Raw genomic sequence first — 24594 nt, forward strand, 5'->3', positions numbered from 1 at the left:
GGACCACCGGGGCGGCCTTCGCGCTTTCCGGGCGCGCGCGGGCGGTGGGTAGGCTGCTCGGGTGCCTTTGGACCCCTCGTTCGTCGGGCGGACGTACCCGCCGGACTCAACCTACGAAGTCGGCCGCGAGAAGATCCGCGAGTTCGCCGCCGCGATCGGTGACGCCAACCCGCTCTACACGGACCCGGAGGCGGCCCGCGCGGCCGGCTACCCGGACGTCATCGCGCCGCCCACCTTCCTCACGGTGATCAACCTCGACGCGATCAACGCCATCGCCGAGGACCCGGAGCTGGGGCTGGACTACAGCCGGATGGTGCACGGTGACCAGGCCTTCAGCTACACGCGCCCGGTGCACGCCGGCGACCGGCTCCGCATCACCACGACGGTCGAGGACATCATGGCCAGGGCGGGCAACGACTTCCTGACCGTGCGCGGCGAGGTCGTCGACGCCGACGGTCAGCTCGTGTGCACGACGCGCGCGCAGCTCGTCGTGCGGGGAGAGGGGGCCTGATGGCGTACGAAAAGGGCACCGAGCTGCCGCCGCTGCAGGTGCACGTCACGCGCGACCAGCTGGTCCGGTACGCGGGCGCGTCGCTGGACTTCAACCCGATCCACTGGAACGAGCGGTTCGCCAAGGAGGTCGGGCTCCCGGACGTGATCGCGCACGGGATGCTGACGATGGCGCTGGGCGGCCGTCTCGTCACGGACTGGCTCGGCGACCCGGGCAAGCTGGTCGAGTACAGCGTCCGCTTCACCAGGCCCGTCGTGGTCTCGCCGGAGGGAGCGGACGTCGAGTTCACCGGCAAGGTCGCGGAGGTCCGCGAGGACGGCACCGCCCGCGTGGACATCACGGCCAAGTTCGACGGCAGGACGGTGCTCGGGAAGGCGCAGGCCGTCGTCCGCTGACGTGCATCCCAAACTGGTACCGTAGTGGTATGACGAAGCAGATCGCCGTCCGTCTCCCCGACGACCTGGTGTCCTTCATCGACCACGTGGTGGAGGAGGGCGGCGCCGCGAGCCGTGCCGAGCTGGTGTTCCGCGCCCTGGAACGGGAGCGCCGGCGCCTGCTGACGGAGCGCGACATCGCCCTGCTGACGGGCGGCGTGCCGGACGATCTCGCCGGGATCGAGGAGCACGCCGCCCCGCTGGACGACCTGGACTGATGCGCCCGATCCACCTGGCCCGGCTCGACAAGGTCCGGCCGGTGCTGGTGCTGACCCGCGAACTGATCCGCCCGCACCTGACCCGCGTCACGATCGCCCCGGTGACGAGCACGATCCGCGGCCTGTCGACTGAGGTGCGGGTCGGCGGCCGCAACGGCCTGGACCACGAGAGCGTCGTCAGCTGCGACAACATCCAGACGATCCGCAAGTCGGCGCTGGGCAAGCAGATCGGCCGCCTGATGCCGGACCAGGAGCGCGAGCTGACGGAAGCGATTCGCCTCGCCTTCGACCTCGACTGAGGACGCGCGGCGAACCGACGCCGCGTCAATCCACCAGATCGAGCACCACGTCCGCCATCCCACGTTCCCCAACCGCGTTGGGATGCAGCTCCATCGCCGGCGAGGACGGCACCGCGTCCTCGACCCACTTGACCCGCGCCTTGGCGCACATGTCCTTCCCCTTGGACGGCGTCGCCGTGTCCGCGTATCCGGCTTGGCCCGCCTTCGCCTCGGTGGCCAGCATCGAGTTCAGCCGGGCGAGCGAGGTCCGCAGGTAGGCCACGTCCTCGGGTCCGATGGGCAGGAACGGCCAGCACCCGTTCCCGTCCGGCAGCGCCGTCGGGTAGCCCACCACGATCACCTGCGCCCGCGGCGCCCGCTCGTGGATCGCGGTCAGCGCGGTCCGCACCTTCGTCGCCGTCGCCGTGATCCGCTCCGCCAGCTGGTCCCGCCCGCCGGCGGTCAGCCGCGGCTTGCACAGCGACACCGTGCGGTTGGTCGTGAGGCAGTCGCGGGCGAGGCTTACCAGCCCGATGTCGTTGCCGCCGATCCCGAGCGTCACCAGCGTCGTGTCCGGGGTGACGGCGTCCAGCTGCGGCGGGTTGACCCCGTCCGGCGTGGTCTGCGGCTCCGACAGGTGCTGCGTCGTCGCGCCGCCGCAGCTGACGTCGGCGAACGAGACCAGCCGCAGCTCGGCGGCGACGAGGTGCGGGTAGTTGTTGTCCGACCGCCCGCAGCCCGGCGGCACGCCGGCCGGCGCTCCGGTTCTCGGCGCCGACGTGTAGGAGTCGCCCAGCGCGACGTACCGGCCGGTGCCGGGGCCGATCACCGAACCAGGGGGCTTCGGCGGCGCGGCGGACTCGCCGCGCTCGCTGCGCCAGTACACGACACCGGCGGTCGCCGCCCCGACGAGCGCGGCCACCACCACCCCGATCAGCACCTTCTTCCCCACCCGCTACGGCTACCCCGAAAACGCCGAAGCGCCACTTCCGGCATGCGGAAGTGGCGCTTCGGTTGACGCGATCGGGTTACTTCGCTTCGGACAGCAGGGCCGCGATCCGCTCCACGCCCTCCACCAGGTCCGACTCGGCCAGCGCGTAGGAGAACCGGAAGTAGCCCGGCGTCCCGAACGCCTCGCCCGGCACCGCGGCCACGTCGGCCTCGCGCAGCATCAGGTCGGCCAGCTCCAGCGTGTCGGCCGGCTTCTCGCCGCGGATCTCCTTGCCGAGGAGCTCCTTGAACGACGGGTACGCGTAGAACGCGCCCTCCGGGGTCGGGCAGGTGACGCCCGGGATGTCGGAGAGCAGTGAGACGATCTTCTTGCGGCGCGCGTCGAACGCGGCGCGCATCTCGGCGACCACGTCCAGCGGCCCCGCGACGGCGGCCAGCGCGGCCCGCTGTGCGACGTTCGACACGTTGCCGCACAGGTGGGACTGGTAGCTCGTCGCGGCCTTGATCACGTCCTTGGGGCCGGCGATCCAGCCCACGCGCCAGCCGGTCATCGAGTAGGTCTTGGCGACGCCGTTCAGCACCAGGGTCTGGTCGGCCAGCTCGGGCACCACGACCGGCATCGAGTGGTTCTCCACGCCGTCGTAGGTCAGGTGCTCGTAGATCTCGTCGGTGATCACCCAGATGCCGTGCTCGAGGGCCCACTTGCCGATGGCCTCGATCTGCTCGCGGCTGTAGACCGCGCCGGTCGGGTTGGACGGCGAGTTGAACAGCAGCACCTTGGTGCGGTCGGTGCGCGCGGCCTCCAGCTGCTCGACGGTGACCCGGTAGCCGGTCGACTCGTCGGCGGTGACCTGCACCGGCACCCCGCCGGCGAGCTTGATCGACTCGGGGTAGGTGGTCCAGTACGGCGCGAGCAGCAGGACCTCGTCGCCCGGGTCGCACAGCGTGGCGAAGGCGGAGTAGACGGCCTGCTTGCCGCCGTTGGTGACCAGGACCTGGCTGGGCTCGATGGCGAAGCCGGTGTCGCGCAGCGTCTTCGCCGCGATGGCCTCCTTCAGCACGGGCAGGCCACCGGCCGCGGTGTAACCGTGGTTGGCCCGGTCGTGGACGGCCTTCGCGGCCGCCTCGACGACGTAGTCGGGCGTCGGGAAGTCCGGCTGCCCCGCACCGAAGCCGATCACCGGGCGGCCCTGCGCCTTCAGCTCCTTCGCCTTCGCGTCGACGGCGAGGGTGGCCGACGGCGTGATGCCGGCGATCCGGGCCGAAATGCGGGAGCTGGCGGTGACGGTTGCGGGTGCGCTCATGGCTTTCATGTTCGCACGTCGCGTGTGTCGAGGAGCACGCGGGAGCCGTTCTGCGCCCCTCGGTTGCGGGCCCCTTCCGGGCTTGCCGTAGACTTCCGAACTTGGAACGTCCGGAGCCTGACCCCGCAGGGCATGCGGGGAGGGTCAAGGGCGTCCAGCGAGCGGCTGGATTGCTCGAAGGGGTGTAGCTCAATTGGCAGAGCAGCGGTCTCCAAAACCGCAGGTTGCAGGTTCAAGTCCTGTCACCCCTGCGTCGATGTAGGTGCCTTAGCGGAGGAGTGGTCGTGAGCGACAACGACGCCGGCGGCAAGGGCCAGGAGCAGGAGCCCAAGCGGGCTGCGCGTCCGGTCACGGCTGCGGCGCGGCGCGAACGTCGCGCCTCCGCGCGCCCTGCCGGCAAGGCGGCCAAGGACGGCGACAGGGCGCGTCCGTCGGGCAAGGCTTCGGCCGCGAGCCCGGTCCCCGACGGCAAGGCCAAGGCGGGCGAGGTCAAGAAGGGTCGCGCGACCCCGAAGCGGACCCGCAAGGACAAGAAGCCGTCGCTGTTCGCGAGGCTGGTGCGGTTCATCCGCGAGGTGTGGGCCGAGCTGCGCAAGGTCATCTGGCCGACGCGCAAGCAGATGGTCACCTACACCACGGTCGTGCTGGTCTTCGTGGCCTTCATGGTCGCGCTGGTCTCGTTGCTGGACTTCGCGTTCCGCAAGGGCGTGTTCTGGCTGTTCGGCTGAGCGCGTCCCCGCGGGCCGGCACGGACACGACAAGCGATCAAGTGAGAGGACGGAACGTGACCTCCGAGAACGGCGTCGCAGCCGGCGACGAGTACGACGAGCCGGTCGAGGCGGTGGCTGAGGACGAGGCCGTCGAGTCCGACCAGGACGCCGAGGGCGCGGTCGCCGAACTCGACGCCGAGCCGGAAGAGGCCGCGGCCGACGACAAGCAGGCGGACGACGAGGCGGCCGAGCCGGCCGCCGAGGCCGCGCCCGCCGAGGACGGCGACGAGGACCCGGTCGAGAAGCTGCGCAAGGAGCTGCGCTCGCTCCCGGGCGACTGGTACGTCGTGCACTCCTACGCAGGGTACGAGAACAAGGTCAAGAACAACCTCGAGACCCGTACCCAGACGCTGGACGTCGAGGACTACATCTTCCAGATCGAGGTCCCGACCGAAGAGGTCACGCAGATCAAGAACGGCCAGCGCAAGGTCGTGCAGCAGAAGGTGCTGCCCGGCTACATCCTGGTCCGGATGGAGCTGAACGACGCCTCGTGGAGCGCGGTGCGCAACACGCCGGGAGTCACCGGGTTCGTCGGCGCGACCTCGAAGCCGTCGCCGCTGAGCATCGACGACGTGCTGAAGTTCCTGGCCCCGAAGGTCGAAAAGCCCGCCCCGGCGAAGGCCAAGGGCGAGGCCGCCTCGGCGGAGGCCGCGCTGGGCGCGCCCGCGGTCGAGGTCGACTTCGAGGTGGGCGAGTCGGTCACCGTCATGGACGGCCCGTTCGCGACGCTGCCCGCGACGATCAGCGAGGTCAACGCGGACGCGCAGAAGTTGAAGGTCCTGGTTTCGATCTTCGGCCGCGAGACGCCGGTCGAGCTGTCGTTCAACCAGGTCTCCAAGATCTGACGACCCAGTACACTGGATCGTTGGCCCTCGCGCGCAGGCAGGCGCGCGGGGTACTCGGTACTGAATAGGAACTAGGAATGCCACCCAAGAAGAAGAAGCTTGCAGCGATCATCAAGCTGCAGATTCAGGCGGGTGCCGCGAACCCGGCTCCGCCGGTCGGCCCCGCGCTGGGTCAGCACGGCGTCAACATCATGGAGTTCTGCAAGGCCTACAACGCCGCGACCGAGTCGCAGCGCGGCAACGTGGTGCCGGTCGAGATCTCCGTGTACGAAGACCGGTCGTTCGACTTCAAGCTGAAGACGCCGCCGGCCGCTCGGCTGCTGCTGAAGGCCGCGGGCATCGACAAGGGCTCGGCCGAGCCGCACAAGACCAAGGTCGCCAAGGTGACCTGGGACCAGGTGCGCGAGATCGCCGAGACCAAGAAGTCGGACCTGAACGCCAACGACATCGAGCAGGCGGCGAAGATCATCGCCGGCACCGCCCGGTCGATGGGCATCACGGTCGAATAAGTCCTCCGGGACTGCAGTGGGAGAGCCAGGCGCTGGCTCGTACCACAACTGATCCACTTTCTAGCTAAGGACAGACATGGCAAAGCGCAGCAAGGCTTACCGCCAGACGGCTGAGCAGATCGACCGCGAGCGGCTCTACGCCCCGCTCGAGGCCGTCAAGCTGGCGAAGGAGCTCTCCAAGTCCAAGATGGACGAGACGGTCGAGGTCGCGATGCGCCTCGGCGTCGACCCCCGCAAGGCCGACCAGATGGTCCGCGGCACCGTGAACCTGCCGCACGGTACCGGTAAGACCGTCCGCGTCATCGCGTTCGCCGTCGGCGACAAGGCCGCGCAGGCCGAGGCCGCCGGTGCGGACGCCGTCGGCAGCGACGACCTGATCGAGCGAATCCAGGGTGGCTGGCTCGACTTCGACGCCGCTGTCGCGACGCCGGACCAGATGGCGAAGGTCGGGCGCATCGCCCGCATCCTGGGCCCGCGTGGCCTGATGCCGAACCCGAAGAGCGGCACCGTGACGCCCGACGTGGCGAAGGCGGTCACCGAGATCAAGGGTGGCAAGATCGACTTCCGCGTCGACAAGCAGGCCAACCTGCACCTGGTGATCGGCAAGTCGTCGTTCGACGCCGAGAAGCTGGTTGAGAACTACGCGGCCGCCCTGGACGAGATCCTGCGGGCGAAGCCGTCCGCCGCGAAGGGCCGCTACATCAAGAAGGTGGTCATCTCGACCACCATGGGGCGCGGCATCCCGGTCGACCCCGCCCGGACGCGCAACCTCCTCGCCGAGGACGCGACCGTCTGACGCTAGTTCGAGCGAAGGGCCCCGGCACTGCTGCGCCGGGGCCCTTCTCGTTACCGGCTGGTGGGAGTGCCCGCCGTGCTCGGGGGCGGACAGGTGCTCCGGCCCGCCTCGTGGCCGGTGATCAGCCACTGACCCTTTTCGACGCGCTGCACGGTGAAGGTGCCGAGGGCAGGCCCGCCCTGGATCGGGAACCGGCACGAGTCGATCACCAGCGTGTCGCCCGGCGGTGGTTCCGAGACCGAGCTGGGTATCGACTCGGCGTAGCTGTTGATGTTGGTGACCTGGGCCTTCAACGCGAACACGGCCTGCTGGCAGTCGGGGTACCCGAGGTCCTCCGCGAACTTCTGCTGGATCGGGGTGTCGAACGAACCACACGCGAGGTCGGGCCGGTTCTGGGCGATCTGGGCGTAGACCATGCGGATCGCCTCGTACGGAGAGGTCGAGAAGATCTTGTTCGTGCGCCACTGCCCCCCGCCGGTTTCGGAGGCCGGCCTGTCCTCGTCCTGGCTGGGAAAGAAGTGGTTGTACGCCAGCTTGCCGGCGACGATCAGGACGATCAGGAACAGCAGCGCGGACAGCAGCTTCCCGGCCAGTCGCTTCGCCCACTTCGGCGCCCTGATCTTCGGGCCGGGTTGGGGGAGTGGCTGGAGCTGGCCGTACGGCGGAGGTGGCACCGGCGGGCCGCCGTGCCCCGCCTGCGTGGGTGGGCCAGGCGCGGGCGCGTTCTGCGCCGGGCCGTACCCGGGGGCGCTCTGCACCGGCGCGTTCTGCGTTGGCACCAGCTCTCCGTTGCTCTGCCGCTGCGCTTCGGTGTAGCGGAGGAAGTCCTGGAACTGCTGGAACTGCTGGAACTGGCGCAGCTGCTCGGGGTCGAGCTGGGGTGCGGCGGGCTTGACCGCGCCACCGGGCGGGGGCTGTCCGCCGAGCGGGGTCGGCTCGTCGTCGGGCTGTTGGCCTGGTCGCTGCTCCACCACGCGCCCATGATGCCTGCCACGGGGTGGCCGAGTCATCACGGACCGCGTAACCAGGGTGCCGGCAAGCCGCCCGCCCAGGCCAGGTACTATGGACGACGGTTCTACCGAAGACCGCTGGTTCTTCACGCCGTCAGGCGCGAAGCGAAGTGCCCCGGAACAGGAGGGGCGGCCCGCGCAGGAAGAACGAGGCTGCACACCTCCGGTGTGTCCGACGCCCCGTGCTTGCTGCGCGTGGGCGTTTTCTTCTTCCCGGGACTCCTCGCACAAGGCGGTCAAACCAGCCAAGAGAGGAGGCGACCCATGGCGAAGCCGGACAAGGTGGCGGCCGTCGCCGAGATCGCGGACCACTTCCGCAGCAGCTCGGCCACCGTCATCACCCAGTACAACGGCCTCTCCGTGTCCCAGCTCAGCGAGCTGCGCCGCGCTCTCGGCACCAGTGCCAAGTACCGGGTTGCGAAGAACACCCTCGTGCAGCGGGCCGCGGAAGAGGCCGGCATCGAGGGTCTCCAGGATCTCTTCGTCGGCCCGACCGCGATCGCCTTCGTGCAGGGTGAGCCGGTCGACGCCGCGAAGGCCCTGAAGAACTTCGCCAAGGACAACGCCGCCCTGGTCATCAAGGGTGGCTACATGGACGGCCGCCCGCTGTCCGTCGACGAGGTCAACCAGATCGCCGACCTCGACAGCCGCGAGGTTCTCCTCGCCAAGGCGGCAGGCGCGTTCAAGGCCAAGCTGTCCCAGGCCGCGGCTCTGTTCCAGGCCCCGGCGTCCCAGGTCGCCCGCCTCGCGCAGGCCCTCGCGGACAAGCAGCAGGGCGACGAGGCACCCGCCGAGAGCTGAAGTAACCACCCGCCCCGTACCACCCGTTAGGAAAGGAACGCCAACATGGCGAAGCTGAGCACCGACGAACTGCTCGACGCGTTCAAGGAGCTGACCCTGCTGGAGCTCTCGGACTTCGTGAAGAAGTTCGAGGAGACCTTCGACGTCACCGCCGCCGCGCCGGTCGCCGTCGCGGCCGCCGCCCCGGGTGCCGCCGCTGCCGGCGCCCCGGCCGAGGAGGAGAAGGACGAGTTCGACGTCATCCTCGAGGGTGCCGGCGACAAGAAGATCCAGGTCATCAAGGTCGTCCGCGAGGTCGTCTCCGGCCTGGGCCTGAAGGAGGCCAAGGAGCTCGTCGAGGGCGCCCCGAAGCCGCTCCTGGAGAAGGTCGACAAGGACGCCGCCAACGCGGCCAAGGAGAAGCTCGAGGCTGCCGGCGCCAAGGTCAGCGTCAAGTAGTCGCGAATTCCGCATCTCGAAAAAGGCGGGTCACCCGGCGGGTGGCCCGCCTTTTTCTCTTCACCTGGATTGTGGCTTGAAAAACTCATGAGTAACCTGCTCGAGACTTGACTCGTTGCACCTTGTTGACGCCGGGCAGGCGTGTGCCAGGGTGTTGATCCACGGCGTCGGAGCTGCGGGAGGTTCGATGGGTGCCGAGGTGGTCATCGAGGGTCTGACCAAGTCCTTCGGGCGGCAGACCATTTGGCGGGACGTGACCTTGACACTGCCTCCGGGCGAGGTGTCGGTCATGCTGGGCCCGTCGGGCACCGGCAAGTCGGTGTTCCTGAAGTCCATGATCGGGCTGCTCAAGCCCGACCGGGGCAGCTGCATGATCAACGGTGTCGACATCGTGCGGTGCAGCGAGCACAAGCTCTACGAAACGCGAAAATTGTTCGGAGTGCTGTTCCAGGACGGCGCGCTGTTCGGTTCCATGAACCTCTACGACAACGTCGCGTTCCCGCTCCGCGAGCACACCAAGAAATCCGAGACCGAGATCCGCCGGATCGTCCTGGAAAAGCTCGAGATGACCGGTCTGGCCGGCGCCGAGAAGAAGCTGCCCGGCGAGATCTCCGGCGGTATGCGCAAGCGCGCCGGCCTGGCCCGCGCCCTGGTGCTGGACCCGGAGATCATCCTGGTCGACGAGCCGGACTCCGGTCTGGACCCGGTCCGCACCACCTACATCTCGCAGCTGTTCATCGACGTCAACGCGCAGATCGACGCGACGTTCCTGATCGTCACGCACAACATCAACCTGGCCCGCACGGTGCCGGACAACCTGGGCATGCTGTTCCGCAAGGAGCTGGTCATGTTCGGCCCCCGCGAGGTGCTGCTGACCAGCGAGGAGCCGGTCGTCAAGCAGTTCCTGGGCGGCCGCATGGACGGCCCGATCGGCATGTCCGAGGAGAAGGACACCGCCCAGATGGCCGCCGAGCGCGCCATGTTCGAGGCAGGCCACCACGCGGGCGGGGTCGAGGACGTCACCGGCATCCCGGCCCAGATGCAGCCGACCCCGGGCGTGCCGACCCGGCAGGGCGCGATCCGCCGCAAGGACCGCGTCATGAAGATCCTGCACACGCTGCCGCCCGCCGCGCAGGAGGGGATCATCGAGTCCCTGTCCCCGGAGGAGCAGCGCCACTACGGCGTCACGCCCCGCCGCGCGGTGCACACCGGCAGCCGCCACGCCGCCGCCCAAACCATGCCGCTGCCCACCCACCACCAGGGCCAGCTCTCCGACGAGGAAATCGCGCGCATGCCGCAGTCCGGGTGGCCCAGCAGAACCGAGACCACCGACCGGTTCCGTGGCCCGGGGGCCGGTGAGGCATGAGCTCGACGGCCTCCTCGGCCAAGGTTCCCGGGATCGGAATGCTGCGTGAGACCGGGAAGTTGTTCGCCCTCGGGCTGGACATCATCCGCGGGTTCTTCCAGCGGCCGTTCCAGTTGCGGGAGTTCATCCAGCAGTCGTGGTTCATCGCGAGCGTCACGATCCTGCCTACGGCCCTCGTCGCGATCCCGTTCGGCGCGGTCATCTCGCTGCAGTTCGGGTCCCTCGCGCGCCAGCTCGGCGCGCAGTCCTACACCGGCGCCGGCAGCGTGCTCGCGACCGTGCAGCAGGCCGCCCCGCTGGTGACCGCGCTGCTCGTCGCGGGCGCGGGCGGCAGCGCGATCTGCGCGGACATCGGCGCGCGCACGATCCGCGAGGAGATCGACGCGATGGAGGTGCTCGGCGTCTCCGCGGTGCAGCGGCTGATCGTGCCGCGCGTGCTCGCGTCGATGCTCGTCGCGTTGCTGCTCAACGGCATGGTCAGCGTCATCGGCGTGCTCGGCGGCTACTTTTTCAACGTGGTGCTGCAGGGCGGCACGCCGGGCGCGTACCTGGCGAGCTTCTCGGCGCTGGCGCAGCTGCCCGACCTGTGGGTGGGCGAGATCAAGGCGCTCATCTTCGGCTTCATCGCCGCCGTGGTCGCCGCCTACCGCGGGCTGAACCCCGCAGGCGGCCCGAAGGGCGTCGGTGACGCGGTGAACCAGTCCGTCGTCATCACGTTCCTGCTGCTCTTCGTCGTGAACTTCGTGATCACGCTCATCTACCTGCAGATCGTCCCCGGAAAGCTGAGCTGATCATGGCGAACATCGGTCAGACGGCGAAGCGGATCGCCCACCGTCCACTCGAGGTGCTGGACAACTTCGGCGACCAGATGTCGTTCTACATCCGGGCGCTGGCGTGGACGCCGCGCACGATCCGCCGCTACACCAAGGAAGTGCTGCGGCTGCTGGCCGAGGTCAGCTTCGGGTCGGGCTCGCTCGCGGTCATCGGCGGCACGGTCGGCGTGATGATCGGCCTCACCCTGTTCACGGGTGTCCTCGTCGGCCTCCAGGGCTATTCGGCCCTGAACTCGATCGGCACGTCGGCGTTCACCGGCTTCCTGACCGCGTTCTTCAACACCCGCGAGATCGCCCCGCTGGTCGCAGGCCTCGCGTTGTCGGCGACCGTCGGCGCCGGGTTCACCGCGCAGCTGGGCGCGATGCGGATCTCGGAGGAGATCGACGCGCTCGAGGTGATGGGCGTGCCGAGCCTGCCGTACCTGGTGACCACGCGGATCATCGCCGGGTTCGTCGCGGTCATCCCGCTGTACGTGATCGGCCTGCTGTCGTCGTACCTGGCGTCGCGGCTGGTGGTCATCTACATCTACGGGCAGTCCGAAGGGACGTACGACCACTACTTCAATCTGTTCTTACCTCCCGAGGACGTCTTCTACTCGTTCATCAAGGTGCTGATATTCAGCGTCGTGATCATCCTGACCCACTGCTACTTCGGGTACCGCGCCTCCGGCGGCCCGGCGGGCGTGGGTGTGGCGGTGGGCCGCGCGGTGCGGCTGAGCATCGTCACGGTCGCCATCATCAACTTCTTCATCGGGTTCGCCATCTGGGGGACCTCGGTGACGGTCCGGATCGCGGGGTGACATCACTGTGGTGACCTTGCGCCGCAGGCTGCTCGGCCTGCTCCTGATCGTGGTGCTCGCGGCCGGTGTCACGCTGTCGATCGCCATGTACAACCGGGCGTTCACGCCGACCGTCGAGGTGAAGCTGCAGGCGGGCGAGGTCGGCAACCAGCTGCTGCCGCAGTCCGACGTGAAGGTGCGCGGGCTGATCGTCGGGTCTGTCAAGTCGATCGACGCGAGCGCCGAGGGCGCCACGCTGACGCTGGCCCTGGACCCGGAGTCGGCGAAGCTGATCCCGGAGAACGTCAGCGCCCGGTTCCTGCCGAAAACGCTGTTCGGCGAGCGGTACGTGTCGCTGGAGATCCCGGAGCAGCCGTCGGCGCGGACGCTCGCCGCCGGTGACGTGATCCCGCAGGACCGCACGCAGAACGCGGTCCAGCTGTCGCAGGCGCTGGACAACCTGCTGCCGGTGCTGCAGGCCGTGCAGCCGGAGAAGCTGTCCACCACGCTGACCGCCATCTCGACCGCCCTGCAGGGCCGCGGCGAGACGCTCGGGCAGACCCTGTCGGAGCTGGGCACCTACTTCGGCGACCTGAACCCGCACCTGCCGCAGCTCCAGGAGAACCTGCGCGAGCTGGCGAAGTTCTCGGACAACCTCAGCGACGCCGCGCCGGACCTGGTGCAGACGCTGGACAACCTGTCGACCACGACGAAGACGGTGTTCGACGAGCAGCAGAACCTGCAGGCCCTCTACGCCAACGTGACGGCCGCGTCGCAGACCCTGGAATCGTTCGTGAGCGCGAACGCGAGCAACCTGATCAGCCTCGCCGAGAACTCCCGCCCGACGGCCGAGCTGCTGGCGAAGTACGCGCCGGAGTACCCGTGCCTGTTCGGCTCGATGGCCGAGCTGGTGCCCTACGTGGACGAGGCGCTGGGCAAGGGCACGAACCAACCGGGCCTGCACGCCACGATCGAGATCGTCACCACCCGCGGGCCGTACGTGGCGGGCCGCGACGAGCCGCGCTTCGAGGACAAGCGGGGCCCGCGCTGCTACAACGTCAAGGACTTCCCGCAGCCGTTCCCGCAGTACCCGCCGGAGGGCCCGATCAAGGACGGCGCCCAGCCGACGCCGGGCTCGCGTCCGGCCAGTGACGGTCTCGTCCCGGCCAACACCATCGCCGACGCCGGCGGCTACAACGGCGGCGGCGCGGCTGGCGGCAACCCGGCCAACGGCCGGGCCGAACTCGACTTCCTGTCCCAGCTCGTCGGCCCGCAGGTCGGCCTCGACCCGGCGGCCATGCCGGGCTGGTCCGGCCTGCTCGTGGGCCCCCTCTACCGGGGTGCGGAGGTGACGGTCAAGTGAGGGGACTGGTCGCGCCGCTGGTCAAGCTGACCATCTTCATCGTGATCACCGTGCTGTTCACGGCGATCCTCGGCATCAGCATCGCCAACATCAACACCCAGGACACCACCGGCTACAGCGCCCGCTTCACCGACGCGACGCTGGTGCTGCCCGGCGACGACGTCCGCATCGCGGGTGTGAAGGTCGGGCAGGTCACCGACGTCAAGATCGTCGACCGGCGCCAGGCGCAGATCGACTTCGAGGTCGACCAGGGCCGCACCCTGCCGGCCGGGGTGACGGTGCAGATCAAGTACCGCAACCTGGTCGGCCAGCGGTACCTCTCGCTCGGCCAGGGCACCGGGGACGACAAGGGGACGCTCAAGCCGGGCAGCACGATCCCGCTGGAGCGCACCACGCCCGCGCTCGACCTGGACGAGCTGTTCAACGGGTTCAAGCCGCTGTTCCGCGCGCTCAACCCGGAGGACGTCAACAAGCTGTCCTACGAGCTGATCCAGGTCCTGCAGGGCGAGGGCGGCACGATCGACAGCCTGCTCGCCCACACCGCGTCGCTGACCAGCACGATCGCGCAGAAGGACCAGGTGATCGGCCAGGTGGTGACCAACCTGAACACGGTGCTGGACGCGGTCAACGCGCACACCCCGCAGCTGACCGACCTGATCGACAAGCTGCAGCAGCTCACCACCGGCCTGGCCCAGGACCGCGACTCGATCGGTGACGCGATCGACGCGCTCGGCGGGCTGGCCAACACGACCGCGGGCTTCCTCGACGAGGCGCGCGAACCGCTCAAGAACGACATCTCGGCGCTAGGCGGGCTCGCCCAGAACCTCAACGACAGCGAGCCAGTGGTGGAGCACTTCATCCAGGTCCTGCCGGAGAAGGTCACGGCGCTGGCGCGCACGGCCGACTACGGCTCCTGGTTCAACTTCTACCTCTGCTCGGCGAGCGGGAGCGTGTCGCTGCCGCCGCTGATCAACCAGGAGATCAACCTCCCGATCATGCCGGCGACCCAGGCGCGGTGCGGATCATGAGGAGCTTCCAGTCGCGCAACCCGGTGCCCATCGCGGCTGTCGGCCTCGTGCTGATGCTGCTGGGCTTCATCGCCGCGCTCAACGCCGACGACCTGCCGATCATCGGCGCCGGGACCAGCTACGAGGCGGAGTTCACCGAGGCGGCCGGCCTGAAGGCGGACGACGAGGTGCGGGTGGCCGGCGTGAAGGTCGGCAAGGTCACCGACGTGACGCTGGACGGCGCGTCGGTGAAGGTGACGTTCAAGGTCAAGGACACCTGGCTCGGCGACAAGACCGCGGCGGCGATCAAGATCAAGACGCTGCTCGGCCAGAAGTACCTCGCGCTCGACCCGGTCGGGGAGAAGGCGCTCGACCCGGGCACGCCGATCCCGAAGGAACGGACGCTGGCGCCCTACGACGTGCTGGACGCGTTCCGGGACCTGTCGTCGACGGTCAACGACATCGACACGGACCAGCTGGCCCAATCCTTCGACGTGCTGTCCCAGACGCTGTCCGGCACCTCCGACAACGTGCGCGGCGCGCTCAACGGTCTGTCGCAGCTGTCCGACACGATCGCCAAGCGGGACACCGAGCTGGCGCAGTTGCTGCAGAACACCAACCAGATCTCGCAGACGCTGGCCGACCGTGACCAGCAGCTGACCCGGCTGCTGCAGGACGGCAACCTGGTGCTGCAGGAGGTCGCGGCACGTGAGCAGGCGATCTCCACGCTGCTGGCCGGCTCGCAGGAGCTGTCCCGGCAGCTGCAGGGCCTGGTGAGCGACAACGACGCCCAGCTGACGCCGGTGCTGACCTCGCTGGACCAGCTCACCGCGATGCTGCAGCGCAACCAGGACAACCTGGCGCAGGGCATCGCCCGGTTCGCGCCCTACATCCGCGTGTTCACCAACACCGTCGGCAACGGGCACTGGTTCGACAACTACATCTGCGGTCTGATCCTGCCTTCGATCGGCGCCCTGAACGAAGAGGGGTGCAACCAGAAATGACGGAGACCCGCTTCGGCCGATCCCTCGCGCGCGGCGTTGCCGCGGCGTGCGTGCTCGGTCTCGTCGTGGCCGGCGTGCTCTGGTGGACGCTCAAGGACGCCGACAAGAAGCACCTCACCGCCTACTTCACCAGCGCGACCGGCCTCTACGTCGGCAACAGCGTGCGGGTGCTCGGCGTGGACATGGGCAAGGTGACCTCGGTCGAGCCGATGGGCGACCGGGTCAAGGTCGTGATGGAGTACGACCGCGCTGTGCGGGTGCCCGCCGACGCGCAGGCCGCGATCGTCGCGCCGTCGCTGGTCAGCGACCGGTACGTGCAGCTCGCCCCGGCCTACACCGGCGGCGAGGTGATCAGCGAGGGCGCCACCATCCCGCTGGAGAAGACCGCGGTGCCGATCGAGGTCGACCAGCTCTACGACAGCCTGGACAAGATCAGCCGCTCGCTCGGCCCGAACGGGGTCAACCAGAACGGCTCGCTGTCGGACCTGCTCACCACGCTGGCGCAGAACCTGGACGGCAACGGCCAGGCCCTGCACGACACGATCACCAAGCTGAGCCAGGCGTCGAAGACGTTGTCCGGCAACGAGGACGACCTGTTCGGCACGATCTCCAACCTGGCCGACTTCACCACCACGCTCGCCAACAGCGACAACCAGGTGCGCCAGTTCGAGCAGCGGCTCGCCGACGTCTCCGGTTACCTGGCGGGGGAGAAGGACAACCTGGCCGCCACGGTGCAGCAGCTCGGCACCACGCTCGCCACGGTGCAGCAGTTCATCAACAACCACTCCGACCGCCTGAAGTCCAACGTGGACAAACTGGCCAGCGTGACCCAGGTGCTGGTGGACCAGCGCAGTGCGCTCGCCGAGATCCTCGACGTCGCGCCGGTGGGCCTGAACAACGTGATCAACGCCTACAACGGCTCGTCGGGCACGCTCGACGCGCGGGCCAACATCAATGAGCTGACCCAGCCGCCGATCGTGATGATCTGCAACCTGCTCAAGCAGACCCCGGACGCGCTGGACGCGCTCGGCAACCTGTGCAGCTCGGTCGCGCCGCTGCTGGACGGCGCGGTGCCGCTGCCGTCGGTCGCGCAGACCGTGCACGCGCTGCAGAACGGCGAGCCGCCGCCGTTGCCGCTCCCGCTGGCGCAGACGGTCTACGGAACGGGGGCGTCGCGGTGAGGAAGACGATCGCGCTCGTCGCCGCCGGCGTGGCCGGCGCGCTGATCCTGTCCGGCTGTTCGTTCGGCGGCGTCTACGACGTGCCGCTGCCCGGTGGCGCCGACCTCGGCGACCACCCGTACACGGTCAAGGTCCAGTTCAACGACGTCCTCGATCTCGTGCCGCAGGCCGGGGTCAAGGTCAACGAGGTCCCGGTCGGCCGGGTCGAGGCGATCGGGCTGACCCCGGACGGCTGGCACGCCGAGGTCACCGTGAAGCTCGACGGCGACGTCAAGCTGCCCGCCAACTCGCTCGCCAACATCCGGCAGTCCAGCCTCCTCGGCGAGAAGTACGTCGAGCTGGCCTCGCCCGGCGACGACCTGGCGCAGGGCACGCTCACCGACGGCGCGGAGATCCCGCTGGCGCGCACCAACCGCAGCGTCGAGGTGGAGGAGGTGCTCGGCGCGCTGTCCATGCTGCTCAACGGCGGTGGGGTCGAGCAGCTCAACACCATCACCAAGGAGCTCAACGCCGCCACCGAGGGCCGCGAGCCGGACATCCGGCGCCTGCTGGACAACGCCGACCAGCTGGTGTCCACACTGGACGCCCAGTCCGGCGACATCACCCGCGCGCTGGACGGCCTCAACCGGCTCGCCAGCACGCTGGCCGGGCAGAAGGACCAGATCGTCAACGCGATCGACGACCTCGGCCCCGGCATCGGCGTCCTGGAGCAGCAGCGCACCCAGCTGGTCACCATGCTGCAGGCGCTGCGGAACCTCTCCGGCGTCACCGTCGACACGCTGAACAAGAGCCAGGAGAACCTGGTCGCCGACCTGCGGGCGCTGCTGCCGACGCTGCAGAAGCTCGGCGAGGCTGGCGCCGACCTGCCCAAGTCGCTGGAGATCCTGCTGACCTACCCGTTCACCGACGCGGCGATCGACGGCGTGAAGGGCGACTACTTCAACCTCTATGCCAAGATCGACCTGAACCTGCAGAACGTGCTGCAGAACCTGAGCCGCAGCAGGCAGAACCCGCTCGGCGGCGCGCTGCCGGACAGCCTGGCCGGGCTCACCGGCGGCGTCGAGGGCGAGCAGGCCAACCAGCCGCCGCCGCTGCCGTTGCCGGGCGAGTCGCAGAGCGCAGCGGCTGCCGGGGCCACCGGTGCGACCGGGGCGCAGCCGCAACAGACCGGGGTCGCGGGCATCTTCGGCCTGCTGGCGGGGGGTGCGTGATGCTGGTCCGCAAGACCAAGATCCAACTGATCGCGTTCCTGGTCATCTCCGTGGTGGCCGTGGTGTACGCGCTGGTCCGCTTCGCCGGGCTTGGGCAGGTGTTCGGCCAGACCGGGTACACGGTCAAGCTCGAGCTGACTCAGTCCGGCGGCATCTTCACGGGGGCCGAGGTCACCTACCGCGGCTACAACATCGGCAAGGTCGGCCAGCTGCGGCTCACCGCCGACGGGCTGGAGGCGGACCTGGAGATCGCGCCGGACACCCCGCAGGTGCCGGCGAACCTGGAGGCGGTCATCGCGAACCGGTCGGCCGTCGGTGAGCAGTTCGTCGACCTGCGGCCGGTCGCCGACGGCGGTCCGTACCTGGCGGGCGGCTCGGTGATCCCGGCCGCGAAGGCCCAGGTGCCGATCGGCACCGACCAGATCATCACCGACCTGGACAGCCTGGCGTCCTCGGTGCCCAAGGACGCGCTGCGGACTGTCGTCGACGAGTCCTACAACGCGTTCAACGGCACCGGGCCGGACCTGCAGCAACTGCTGGACACGGCGCGCGACTTCACCGCGACCGCGCAGCAGTACCTGCCGCAGACCGTGCAGCTGCTCGACTCCGGTGAGCGGGTGCTCCAGACGCAGAACCAGCAGGCAGGCAACCTGAAGGAGTTCAGCGCCAACCTCAATGAGCTGTCGGCGACTCTGAAGGGCTCCGACGCCGACATCCGGCGGCTGATCGAGGTCGCCCCCGGCGCGGCGCAGACACTCAACCAGTTCGTCACCGACCTCGGGCCCGGCCTCGGCGAGCTGACCGCGAACTTGCTGACCACGTCGAACCTGCTGCTGACCCGGCAGGACGGCATCCAGCAGGTGCTGGTCAGCTACCCGGTGCTGGCGGTGGGCGCCCGCAGCGTGGCGCCCGGCGACGGCACCGCGCACCTCGGGCTCGTGCTCAACCTGTTCGACCCGCCGGTGTGCACCAAGGGCTACATGAGCCCGGAGGAGTACCGCACGGGCGCGGAGACGACCCCGCGCGATCCGAACCTGAACTCGTACTGCGCGGAGCCCGCCGGCAGTCCGATCGGCGTGCGCGGCGCCCAGAACGCGCCGTACAACGGGGTGCCGGTCGCGCCGACGCCGCAGGAAGTGGAGCAGAACTCGACGCGGGACGAGGAGCAGCTGGCGTACATGCGGGGCACCCCCGGCGTCGTCGGCTCGCCCGGTGTCTCGATCACCAGCCTGACCGCGCTGCTGGGGCTGCCCGGCTGACGCCGCCCACACCCGACCTACCTACTCTGGAGTGTTATGAGTTCGGACGAGGCACGGACCGAGGACGCCGGCTTCCCGGATCCGCCTGCCGAGGACCAGGTGGCCGGGGACAAGCTGGGCCGCTACCTGGTGCTGGGCACGGCAGCACTGGCCGCGGCGGCGCTGATCGTCGCCGGGATCTTCGGCGTCCAGTGGTGGGTCGCCTCCGCCGACGACAACCTGGCGCTCGCCCAGGCGCGCGACGACGTGGTCAAGGCGGGCACCGCGGCGGTCAAGGCGTACACCGAGCTGGACTACACCAACCCGGACGCCTACTTCGCGCAGCAGAAGGCCGTGTCGACCCAGGACCTGGTCGACCAGATCACCGCGAGCGAGCAGAACTACCGCCAGGCGATGGCCGACGCCAAGACCAAGGTGACCACCACGGTGCAGGACATCGGGGTGGAGGAGCTGGATCTGCACGGCGGGAAGGCGAGCTTCCTGGCGGCGATCAGCACGCTGGTCGCGCAGGAGGGCGCCCAGCCGGCCGCCAAGCCGTTGCGGCTGGAGGTGCAGATGACCCGTGTCGGTGACGAGTGGAAGGTGTCCGGGATCGGGTCGGTGCCGCTCGTGAGCGGGCAGTGACCGTCGCCCCAGGCGTACGAGGAGAGGACCAGTCAATGCCACCGTCTCGCCGGCAGCCGCCGCCGGTGCGCCGCCGCCCCAAGGTCGCCGGCGCCGGGATCCGGCGCCCCTCGCCGAGGCCCCGCGACGAGGAGTACCCCGGGACCGAGGGCGTCAGCGCGCCCGAGGTCGAGGAGGTTTCGGCGCCGGCGGAGCCCGCTTCGGCTGAGCCCGAGGAGGCCGCGGAAGCCCCGGCTGAGCCCCGGCGGCCCAGCCCGCGGCCGAAGGCCCGCGACGCGGGGGAGCCGAAGCCGGAGAGCTACGCCGAGGCCGAGGCCGCCGCGGCGGAGGAGGAGCCCGCGGAGCCTCGCTCGCGGCGCAAGACCAGCCCGTACGTCCTGGCCGGCGCGCTGTTCGGCCTGGCGCTGGTGTTGGCCGGGTTCGCGGTGTGGTTCAAGATCGAGGGCAACCGCGTCGACGCGATGACCTCGAACACCGCCCTGCTGGACACCGCCCGCACCGCGGACGTCAGCAAGGCCGCGTCGAACGCCGTGGAGTCGCTGTTCTCCTACGACTTCAACAACATCGCGAAGACCCAGGACGCGGCCAAGGACCTGCTCCTCAACGACGAGGTGAAGGCCACGTACAACCGCATCTTCGGCGAGGTCGAGCGGCTGGCCCCGCAGCAGAAGATCGTCGTCACGGTGAAGGCGACCCGCAGCGCGGTGATCATGCTCGACGGGGACCGCGCGAAGGTCATGGTGTTCGTCGACCAGACCTCGACGCGCACGGACCAGAACCAGACCGCGAGCGGCAGCGCCCAGCTGTGGCTGAACATGCAGTACGTCGACGGGAAGTGGAAGGTGTCCGCCCTCAACACGTACGCGGCGGACCAGCCGACGCCGCCCCCGGCGCCGTCCCGCTGACCCCAACGGCACTACGGCCCGCCGAGCCCCCGGCCCGGCGGGCCGTTCCGCTGTCCTTGCCCGGCTGGTCCCCTGGAGGGGCTCGCTGCCCCTCCAGGGGATGGCACGCGGACGCGCCGACCCCGCCGCCGCTCGCCGGGGCACGACGCAACACCCACCGCGCGTGAAGCGCGCCACTCGAAACCGCCGCGATCGCCCCGCCGCGACGGCCGGACCGGGGCCGCCGCGGCGCTCCGCGGGGCCCCGTCACAGCACCCGGGGACGATCTTGGACCGGCGTGAGCCGGCCCGCAACCCCTGGTGGCCGCATCCGTCCCGGAGCGCCTCCGCGCGCACGAATCCCCAGGTCGACGGCGTGTACGGACGGCAATGGCGTTGCGCCAACCGGCGGGTTCGCCGCGTGGCATCTTGACTCTTCGGCGCCGGGGGTTCACGCTTATCGCCAACGGCAGCACCCTGCGGGAGGGTCTGCCGGGAGGCGATGCCTGAGGATGTCGTGATCGAGGTGCGGGCCCCATCGAGAGGCCCCCTCGACAGAACGCGTCGTTCGGGCTAGACTGCTTCTTTGCGCTGCCCTCTTTCAGGCTGCCCGGAGACGGAAGCTAGGATAGTGGGCACACGGCACCCTTGACAGTCGCTTTAGCTGTTGCTAACGCGGCTGCGCACCGCTCATTGTCCCCGGAAGGACGCATCTTGGCAGTCTCTCCCGCGAACCAGGCCACTGCTGCGACCACCTCGGCTGTAACGGAGCCGAACCCGACGGGAATTCCCGGAGCCCCCAAGCGGGTCTCGTTCGCGAAGATCCGCGAGCCCCTCCCCACCCCCAACCTGCTGGACGTGCAGATCCAGTCCTTCCAGTGGTTCACCGGTGACGAGAAGTGGTTCGAGCGCCGCGTGAACGAGGGCGAGGAGAACCCCGTCGGCGGCCTCGAAGAGGTCCTCAACGAGATCTCGCCGATCGAGGACTTCTCCGGTTCGATGTCCCTGTCCTTCTCCGACCCGCGCTTCGACGAGGTCAAGGCCTCCGTCGAGGAGTGCAAGGACAAGGACATGACGTACGCGGCCCCGCTGTTCGTGACCGCCGAGTTCGTCAACAACAACACCGGCGAGATCAAGTCCCAGACCGTCTTCATGGGCGACTTTCCCGTGATGACCGAGAAGGGCACCTTCATCATCAACGGCACCGAGCGTGTCGTGGTGTCCCAGCTGGTCCGGTCGCCCGGCGTCTACTTCGACACCAGCGTCGACAAGACCACCGACAAGGACGTCTTCAGCGTCAAGATCATCCCGAGCCGCGGCGCGTGGCTCGAGTTCGACGTGGACAAGCGCGACACCGTCGGCGTCCGCATCGACCGCAAGCGCCGCCAGCCGGTCACCGTGCTGCTGAAGGCGCTGGGCTGGACCACCGAGCAGATCCGCGAGCGGTTCCACTTCTCGGAGACCCTGCTCGCGACGCTCGAGAAGGACCACACGGCGGGCACCGACGAGGCGCTGCTCGACATCTACCGCAAGCTGCGCCCGGGCGAGCCGCCGACCAAGGAGAGCGCCCAGACACTCCTGGAGAACCTGTTCTTCAAGGAGAAGCGCTACGACCTGGCCAAGGTCGGCCGCTACAAGCTGAACAAGAAGCTGGGCCTGAACCTGCCGTACGAGACCGGCACCCTCACCGAAGAGGACATCGTCTCGACCATCGAGTACCTGGTCCGCCTGCACGCTGGCGAGACCAAGATGGGCGAGGGCGAGAACGAGGTCCCGGTCGAGGTCGACGACATCGACCACTTCGGCAACCGCCGCATCCGCACCGTCGGCGAGCTGATCCAGAACCAGATCCGGGTCGGCCTGTCCCGCATGGAGCGCGTCGTCCGCGAGCGGATGACCACGCAGGACGTCGAGGCGATCACGCCGCAGACCCTGATCAACATCCGCCCCGTGGTGGCTGCGATCAAGGAGTTCTTCGGCACCTCGCAGCTGTCGCAGTTCATGGACCAGAACAACCCGCTGTCGGGCCTGACCCACAAGCGCCGCCTCAACGCGCTGGGCCCGGGTGGTCTGTCCCGTGAGCGCGCCGGCATGGAGGTCCGCGACGTCCACCCGTCGCACTACGGCCGCATGTGCCCGATCGAGACGCCGGAAGGCCCGAACATCGGCCTGATCGGCTCGCTGTGCTCCTACGCGCGGGTCAACCCGTTCGGCTTCATCGAGACGCCGTACCGGAAGGTCGTCGAGGGCCGGGTCACCGACCAGGTCGACTACCTGACCGCCGACGAGGAGGACCGCTACGTCAAGGCGCAGGCCAACGCGCCGCTGACCGAGGACGGTCACTTCGCCGAGGCCCAGGTCCTGGGTCGACGCAAGGGTGGCGAGGTCGAGCTGCTCGACCCGCTGGAGATCGACTACATGGACGTGTCGCCGCGTCAGATGGTGTCGGTCGCCACCGCGATGATCCCGTTCCTCGAGCACGACGACGCCAACCGCGCGCTGATGGGTGCCAACATGCAGCGCCAGGCCGTGCCGCTGCTGCGCGCCGAGTCGCCGCTGGTCGGCACCGGCATGGAGCTGCGTGCCGCGGTCGACGCCGGTGACGTGCTCGTCGCCGAGCAGGCCGGTGTCGTCGAGGAGCTCTCGGCCGACCTCGTGACGATCATGCACGACGACGGCACCCGCAAGAGCTACGGACTGCACAAGTTCCGCCGCACCAACGCGGGCACCTGCTTCAACCACCGTCCGATCGTGTCGGAGGGCGATCGCGTCGAGGCCGGCCAGGTCATCGCCGACGGCCCGTCCACCGACCAGGGCGAGATGGCGCTCGGCAAGAACCTGCTCGTGGCGATCATGCCGTGGGAGGGCCACAACTACGAGGACGCGATCATCCTCTCCGAGCGCCTGGTGCAGGACGACGTGCTCACCTCAATCCACATCGAGGAGCACGAGATCGACGCCCGCGACACCAAGCTCGGCGCCGAGGAGATCACCCGGGACATCCCGAACGTCTCCGAGGAGGTCCTGGCGGACCTGGACGAGCGCGGCATCGTGCGCATCGGCGCGGAGGTCCGCGACGGCGACATCCTGGTCGGGAAGGTCACGCCGAAGGGCGAGACCGAGCTGACCCCGGAGGAGCGCCTGCTCCGCGCGATCTTCGGCGAGAAGGCCCGCGAGGTCCGCGACACGTCGCTGAAGGTGCCGCACGGCGAGACCGGCAAGGTCATCGGCGTCCGCGTGTTCTCCCGCGAGGAGGACGACGAGCTGCCCCCGGGCGTGAACGAGCTCGTCCGCGTCTACGTCGCGCAGAAGCGGAAGATCCAGCCGGGCGACAAGCTCGCCGGCCGCCACGGCAACAAGGGTGTCATCGGCAAGATCCTGCCGGTCGAGGACATGCCGTTCATGGAGGACGGCACCCCGGTCGACATCATCCTGAACACCCACGGTGTGCCGCGACGGATGAACATCGGCCAGATCCTCGAGCTGCACCTGGGCTGGCTCGCCTCGCAGGGCTGGAAGATCGAGGGCAACCCGGAGTGGGCGCAGAACCTCTCCGAGGAGCTCTACGACGTCGAGCCCGGCACGAACACCGCGACCCCGGTGTTCGACGGCGCGCGGGAAGAGGAGCTCACCGGCCTGCTCGCGTCGACCCGGCCCAACCGGGACGGCGAGCGCATGGTCAAGGAGAACGGCAAGGCGACGCTGTTGGACGGCCGTTCCGGCGAGCCGTTCCCGTACCCGGTGGCCGTCGGCTACATGTACATCCTCAAGCTGCACCACCTGGTGGACGACAAGATCCACGCCCGTTCCACCGGCCCGTACTCGATGATCACCCAGCAGCCGCTGGGTGGTAAGGCGCAGTTCGGTGGCCAGCGCTTCGGTGAGATGGAGTGCTGGGCGATGCAGGCCTACGGCGCGGCCTACACGCTGCAGGAGCTGCTGACGATCAAGTCGGACGACGTGGTCGGCCGCGTGAAGGTGTACGAGGCGATCGTCAAGGGCGAGAACATCCCCGACCCGGGCATCCCGGAGTCGTTCAAGGTTCTCCTCAAGGAGCTGCAGTCGCTGTGCCTGAACGTGGAGGTCCTCTCCAGCGACGGCGCGGCGATCGAGATGCGCGACTCCGACGACGAGGACCTGGAGCGCGCCGCCGCCAACCTCGGCATCAACCTGTCCCGCAACGAGTCGCCCTCGGTGGACGACGTCGTGCAATGACGTA

General features: G+C 69.1%; 25 protein-coding genes and 1 tRNA gene. 23 read left to right on the forward strand and 3 right to left on the reverse strand.

Annotated elements, in window-relative coordinates; genetic code table 11:
- Positions 1-61: 61 nt before the first annotated feature.
- From AMETH_RS03080 to AMETH_RS03095, 4 genes are read left to right on the forward strand one after another with little or no spacing between them, the layout of a single operon-like run.
- Entirely contained in the window at positions 62-511 is a 450-nt protein-coding gene (locus AMETH_RS03080; protein ID WP_026153753.1) for a MaoC family dehydratase N-terminal domain-containing protein, read from the forward strand.
- Positions 511-906, forward strand: a complete 396-nt coding sequence (locus AMETH_RS03085) for a MaoC family dehydratase (protein WP_017986573.1) — start codon at positions 511-513, stop codon at positions 904-906. Before AMETH_RS03080 ends, AMETH_RS03085 begins: the two co-directional genes overlap by 1 nt.
- Positions 907-935: 29 nt before the next feature.
- Positions 936-1163, forward strand: coding sequence for a ribbon-helix-helix domain-containing protein (locus tag AMETH_RS03090; protein WP_017986574.1), 228 nt, complete (start codon positions 936-938; stop codon positions 1161-1163).
- Positions 1163-1462: a type II toxin-antitoxin system PemK/MazF family toxin gene (locus tag AMETH_RS03095; RefSeq protein ID WP_017986575.1), complete on the forward strand. Its 300-nt coding sequence runs from the start codon at positions 1163-1165 to the stop codon at positions 1460-1462. Before AMETH_RS03090 ends, AMETH_RS03095 begins: the two co-directional genes overlap by 1 nt.
- A 25-nt stretch (positions 1463-1487) precedes the next feature.
- On the opposite strand, the gene AMETH_RS03100 is transcribed toward AMETH_RS03095, so the two are convergent.
- Positions 1488-2393 (reverse strand): SGNH/GDSL hydrolase family protein, encoded by a 906-nt coding sequence (locus tag AMETH_RS03100; RefSeq protein ID WP_017986576.1) that lies wholly within the window; start codon positions 2391-2393, stop codon positions 1488-1490.
- 76 nt (positions 2394-2469) lie between these two features.
- On the reverse strand, positions 2470-3696 hold the full coding sequence (locus tag AMETH_RS03105) for a pyridoxal phosphate-dependent aminotransferase (protein WP_017986577.1): 1227 nt from the start codon (positions 3694-3696) through the stop codon (positions 2470-2472).
- Positions 3697-3874: 178 nt separating this feature from the next.
- Between AMETH_RS03105 and AMETH_RS03110 the strand changes: the two genes are divergently transcribed.
- The 5 genes from AMETH_RS03110 (at position 3875) to rplA (ending at position 6616) form a co-directional block, all read left to right on the forward strand.
- A tRNA-Trp gene (locus AMETH_RS03110) sits at positions 3875-3947 on the forward strand.
- A 27-nt stretch (positions 3948-3974) separates the two neighbouring features.
- Positions 3975-4424 (forward strand): preprotein translocase subunit SecE, encoded by a 450-nt coding sequence (secE, locus tag AMETH_RS03115; protein WP_017986578.1) that lies wholly within the window; start codon positions 3975-3977, stop codon positions 4422-4424.
- Positions 4425-4480: 56 nt separating this feature from the next.
- Positions 4481-5311 (forward strand): transcription termination/antitermination protein NusG, encoded by an 831-nt coding sequence (gene nusG, locus AMETH_RS03120; protein ID WP_017986579.1) that lies wholly within the window; start codon positions 4481-4483, stop codon positions 5309-5311.
- 77 nt (positions 5312-5388) lie between these two features.
- Positions 5389-5820: a 50S ribosomal protein L11 gene (gene rplK / locus AMETH_RS03125; protein ID WP_017986580.1), complete on the forward strand. Its 432-nt coding sequence runs from the start codon at positions 5389-5391 to the stop codon at positions 5818-5820.
- Between the two features lie 76 nt (positions 5821-5896).
- Positions 5897-6616, forward strand: a complete 720-nt coding sequence (gene rplA, locus AMETH_RS03130; RefSeq protein WP_017986581.1) for a 50S ribosomal protein L1 — start codon at positions 5897-5899, stop codon at positions 6614-6616.
- 50 nt (positions 6617-6666) lie between these two features.
- Here rplA and AMETH_RS03135 read toward each other — a convergent pair whose 3' ends face one another.
- Positions 6667-7590: a hypothetical protein gene (locus tag AMETH_RS03135; RefSeq protein ID WP_017986582.1), complete on the reverse strand. Its 924-nt coding sequence runs from the start codon at positions 7588-7590 to the stop codon at positions 6667-6669.
- Positions 7591-7890: 300 nt separating this feature from the next.
- Between AMETH_RS03135 and rplJ the strand changes: the two genes are divergently transcribed.
- The 14 genes from rplJ to rpoB all read left to right on the forward strand — a co-directional run bounded on the left by rplJ (position 7891) and on the right by rpoB (position 24590).
- A complete protein-coding gene (rplJ, locus tag AMETH_RS03140) occupies positions 7891-8427 on the forward strand; it encodes a 50S ribosomal protein L10 (protein WP_017986583.1) in 537 nt (178 codons plus the stop codon).
- 45 nt (positions 8428-8472) lie between these two features.
- A complete protein-coding gene (gene rplL / locus AMETH_RS03145; protein ID WP_017986584.1) occupies positions 8473-8865 on the forward strand; it encodes a 50S ribosomal protein L7/L12 in 393 nt (130 codons plus the stop codon).
- A gap of 187 nt (positions 8866-9052) precedes the next feature.
- Positions 9053-10231 carry an ABC transporter ATP-binding protein gene (locus tag AMETH_RS03150; RefSeq protein ID WP_017986585.1) on the forward strand — a complete coding sequence of 393 codons (1179 nt, stop codon included), beginning with the start codon at positions 9053-9055 and terminating at the stop codon, positions 10229-10231.
- Positions 10228-11022 (forward strand): MlaE family ABC transporter permease, encoded by a 795-nt coding sequence (locus tag AMETH_RS03155; RefSeq protein WP_017986586.1) that lies wholly within the window; start codon positions 10228-10230, stop codon positions 11020-11022. The genes AMETH_RS03150 and AMETH_RS03155 overlap by 4 nt, the downstream gene beginning before the upstream one ends.
- A gap of 2 nt (positions 11023-11024) precedes the next feature.
- On the forward strand, positions 11025-11864 hold the full coding sequence (locus tag AMETH_RS03160; protein ID WP_017986587.1) for an MlaE family ABC transporter permease: 840 nt from the start codon (positions 11025-11027) through the stop codon (positions 11862-11864).
- 7 nt (positions 11865-11871) lie between these two features.
- Positions 11872-13206, forward strand: coding sequence for an MCE family protein (locus AMETH_RS03165; protein WP_026153754.1), 1335 nt, complete (start codon positions 11872-11874; stop codon positions 13204-13206).
- Positions 13203-14234, forward strand: coding sequence for an MCE family protein (locus AMETH_RS03170; protein ID WP_017986589.1), 1032 nt, complete (start codon positions 13203-13205; stop codon positions 14232-14234). Before AMETH_RS03165 ends, AMETH_RS03170 begins: the two co-directional genes overlap by 4 nt.
- Positions 14231-15217, forward strand: coding sequence for an MCE family protein (locus AMETH_RS03175; RefSeq protein ID WP_026153755.1), 987 nt, complete (start codon positions 14231-14233; stop codon positions 15215-15217). Before AMETH_RS03170 ends, AMETH_RS03175 begins: the two co-directional genes overlap by 4 nt.
- Positions 15214-16398, forward strand: coding sequence for an MCE family protein (locus tag AMETH_RS03180; RefSeq protein WP_017986591.1), 1185 nt, complete (start codon positions 15214-15216; stop codon positions 16396-16398). Before AMETH_RS03175 ends, AMETH_RS03180 begins: the two co-directional genes overlap by 4 nt.
- Positions 16395-17609 carry an MCE family protein gene (locus tag AMETH_RS03185; protein WP_017986592.1) on the forward strand — a complete coding sequence of 405 codons (1215 nt, stop codon included), beginning with the start codon at positions 16395-16397 and terminating at the stop codon, positions 17607-17609. Before AMETH_RS03180 ends, AMETH_RS03185 begins: the two co-directional genes overlap by 4 nt.
- Positions 17609-18868 carry an MCE family protein gene (locus AMETH_RS03190; protein ID WP_017986593.1) on the forward strand — a complete coding sequence of 420 codons (1260 nt, stop codon included), beginning with the start codon at positions 17609-17611 and terminating at the stop codon, positions 18866-18868. The genes AMETH_RS03185 and AMETH_RS03190 overlap by 1 nt, the downstream gene beginning before the upstream one ends.
- 36 nt (positions 18869-18904) lie before the next feature.
- Complete coding sequence (locus tag AMETH_RS03195) at positions 18905-19492, forward strand: hypothetical protein (protein WP_017986594.1); 588 nt, start codon at positions 18905-18907, stop codon at positions 19490-19492.
- Between the two features lie 35 nt (positions 19493-19527).
- Positions 19528-20397 (forward strand): hypothetical protein, encoded by an 870-nt coding sequence (locus tag AMETH_RS03200; protein WP_017986595.1) that lies wholly within the window; start codon positions 19528-19530, stop codon positions 20395-20397.
- 692 nt (positions 20398-21089) lie between these two features.
- On the forward strand, positions 21090-24590 hold the full coding sequence (gene rpoB, locus AMETH_RS03205; RefSeq protein ID WP_026153756.1) for a DNA-directed RNA polymerase subunit beta: 3501 nt from the start codon (positions 21090-21092) through the stop codon (positions 24588-24590).
- Positions 24591-24594: the final 4 nt, after the last annotated feature.

Source organism: Amycolatopsis methanolica 239 (assembly GCF_000739085.1).
GTDB classification, from domain to species: domain Bacteria; phylum Actinomycetota; class Actinomycetes; order Mycobacteriales; family Pseudonocardiaceae; genus Amycolatopsis_E; species Amycolatopsis_E methanolica.

What these genes read in the sequence shown, in the direction of transcription:
- rplK (WP_017986580.1), top strand. Translation starts at nt 5,389, where the DNA reads ATGCCACCCAAGAAGAAGAAGCTTGCAGCGATCATCAAGCTGCAGATT.
- AMETH_RS03085 (WP_017986573.1), top strand. Translation starts at nt 511, where the DNA reads ATGGCGTACGAAAAGGGCACCGAGCTGCCGCCGCTGCAGGTGCACGTC.
- AMETH_RS03090 (WP_017986574.1), top strand. Translation starts at nt 936, where the DNA reads ATGACGAAGCAGATCGCCGTCCGTCTCCCCGACGACCTGGTGTCCTTC.
- AMETH_RS03160 (WP_017986587.1), top strand. Translation starts at nt 11,025, where the DNA reads ATGGCGAACATCGGTCAGACGGCGAAGCGGATCGCCCACCGTCCACTC.
- AMETH_RS03180 (WP_017986591.1), top strand. Translation starts at nt 15,214, where the DNA reads ATGACGGAGACCCGCTTCGGCCGATCCCTCGCGCGCGGCGTTGCCGCG.
- rplA (WP_017986581.1), top strand. Translation starts at nt 5,897, where the DNA reads ATGGCAAAGCGCAGCAAGGCTTACCGCCAGACGGCTGAGCAGATCGAC.
- AMETH_RS03200 (WP_017986595.1), top strand. Translation starts at nt 19,528, where the DNA reads ATGCCACCGTCTCGCCGGCAGCCGCCGCCGGTGCGCCGCCGCCCCAAG.
- AMETH_RS03105 (WP_017986577.1), bottom strand. Translation starts at nt 3,696, where the DNA reads ATGAGCGCACCCGCAACCGTCACCGCCAGCTCCCGCATTTCGGCCCGG.
- AMETH_RS03195 (WP_017986594.1), top strand. Translation starts at nt 18,905, where the DNA reads ATGAGTTCGGACGAGGCACGGACCGAGGACGCCGGCTTCCCGGATCCG.
- rplJ (WP_017986583.1), top strand. Translation starts at nt 7,891, where the DNA reads ATGGCGAAGCCGGACAAGGTGGCGGCCGTCGCCGAGATCGCGGACCAC.
- AMETH_RS03190 (WP_017986593.1), top strand. Translation starts at nt 17,609, where the DNA reads ATGCTGGTCCGCAAGACCAAGATCCAACTGATCGCGTTCCTGGTCATC.
- AMETH_RS03155 (WP_017986586.1), top strand. Translation starts at nt 10,228, where the DNA reads ATGAGCTCGACGGCCTCCTCGGCCAAGGTTCCCGGGATCGGAATGCTG.
- AMETH_RS03175 (WP_026153755.1), top strand. Translation starts at nt 14,231, where the DNA reads ATGAGGAGCTTCCAGTCGCGCAACCCGGTGCCCATCGCGGCTGTCGGC.
- rplL (WP_017986584.1), top strand. Translation starts at nt 8,473, where the DNA reads ATGGCGAAGCTGAGCACCGACGAACTGCTCGACGCGTTCAAGGAGCTG.
- AMETH_RS03095 (WP_017986575.1), top strand. Translation starts at nt 1,163, where the DNA reads ATGCGCCCGATCCACCTGGCCCGGCTCGACAAGGTCCGGCCGGTGCTG.
- AMETH_RS03150 (WP_017986585.1), top strand. Translation starts at nt 9,053, where the DNA reads ATGGGTGCCGAGGTGGTCATCGAGGGTCTGACCAAGTCCTTCGGGCGG.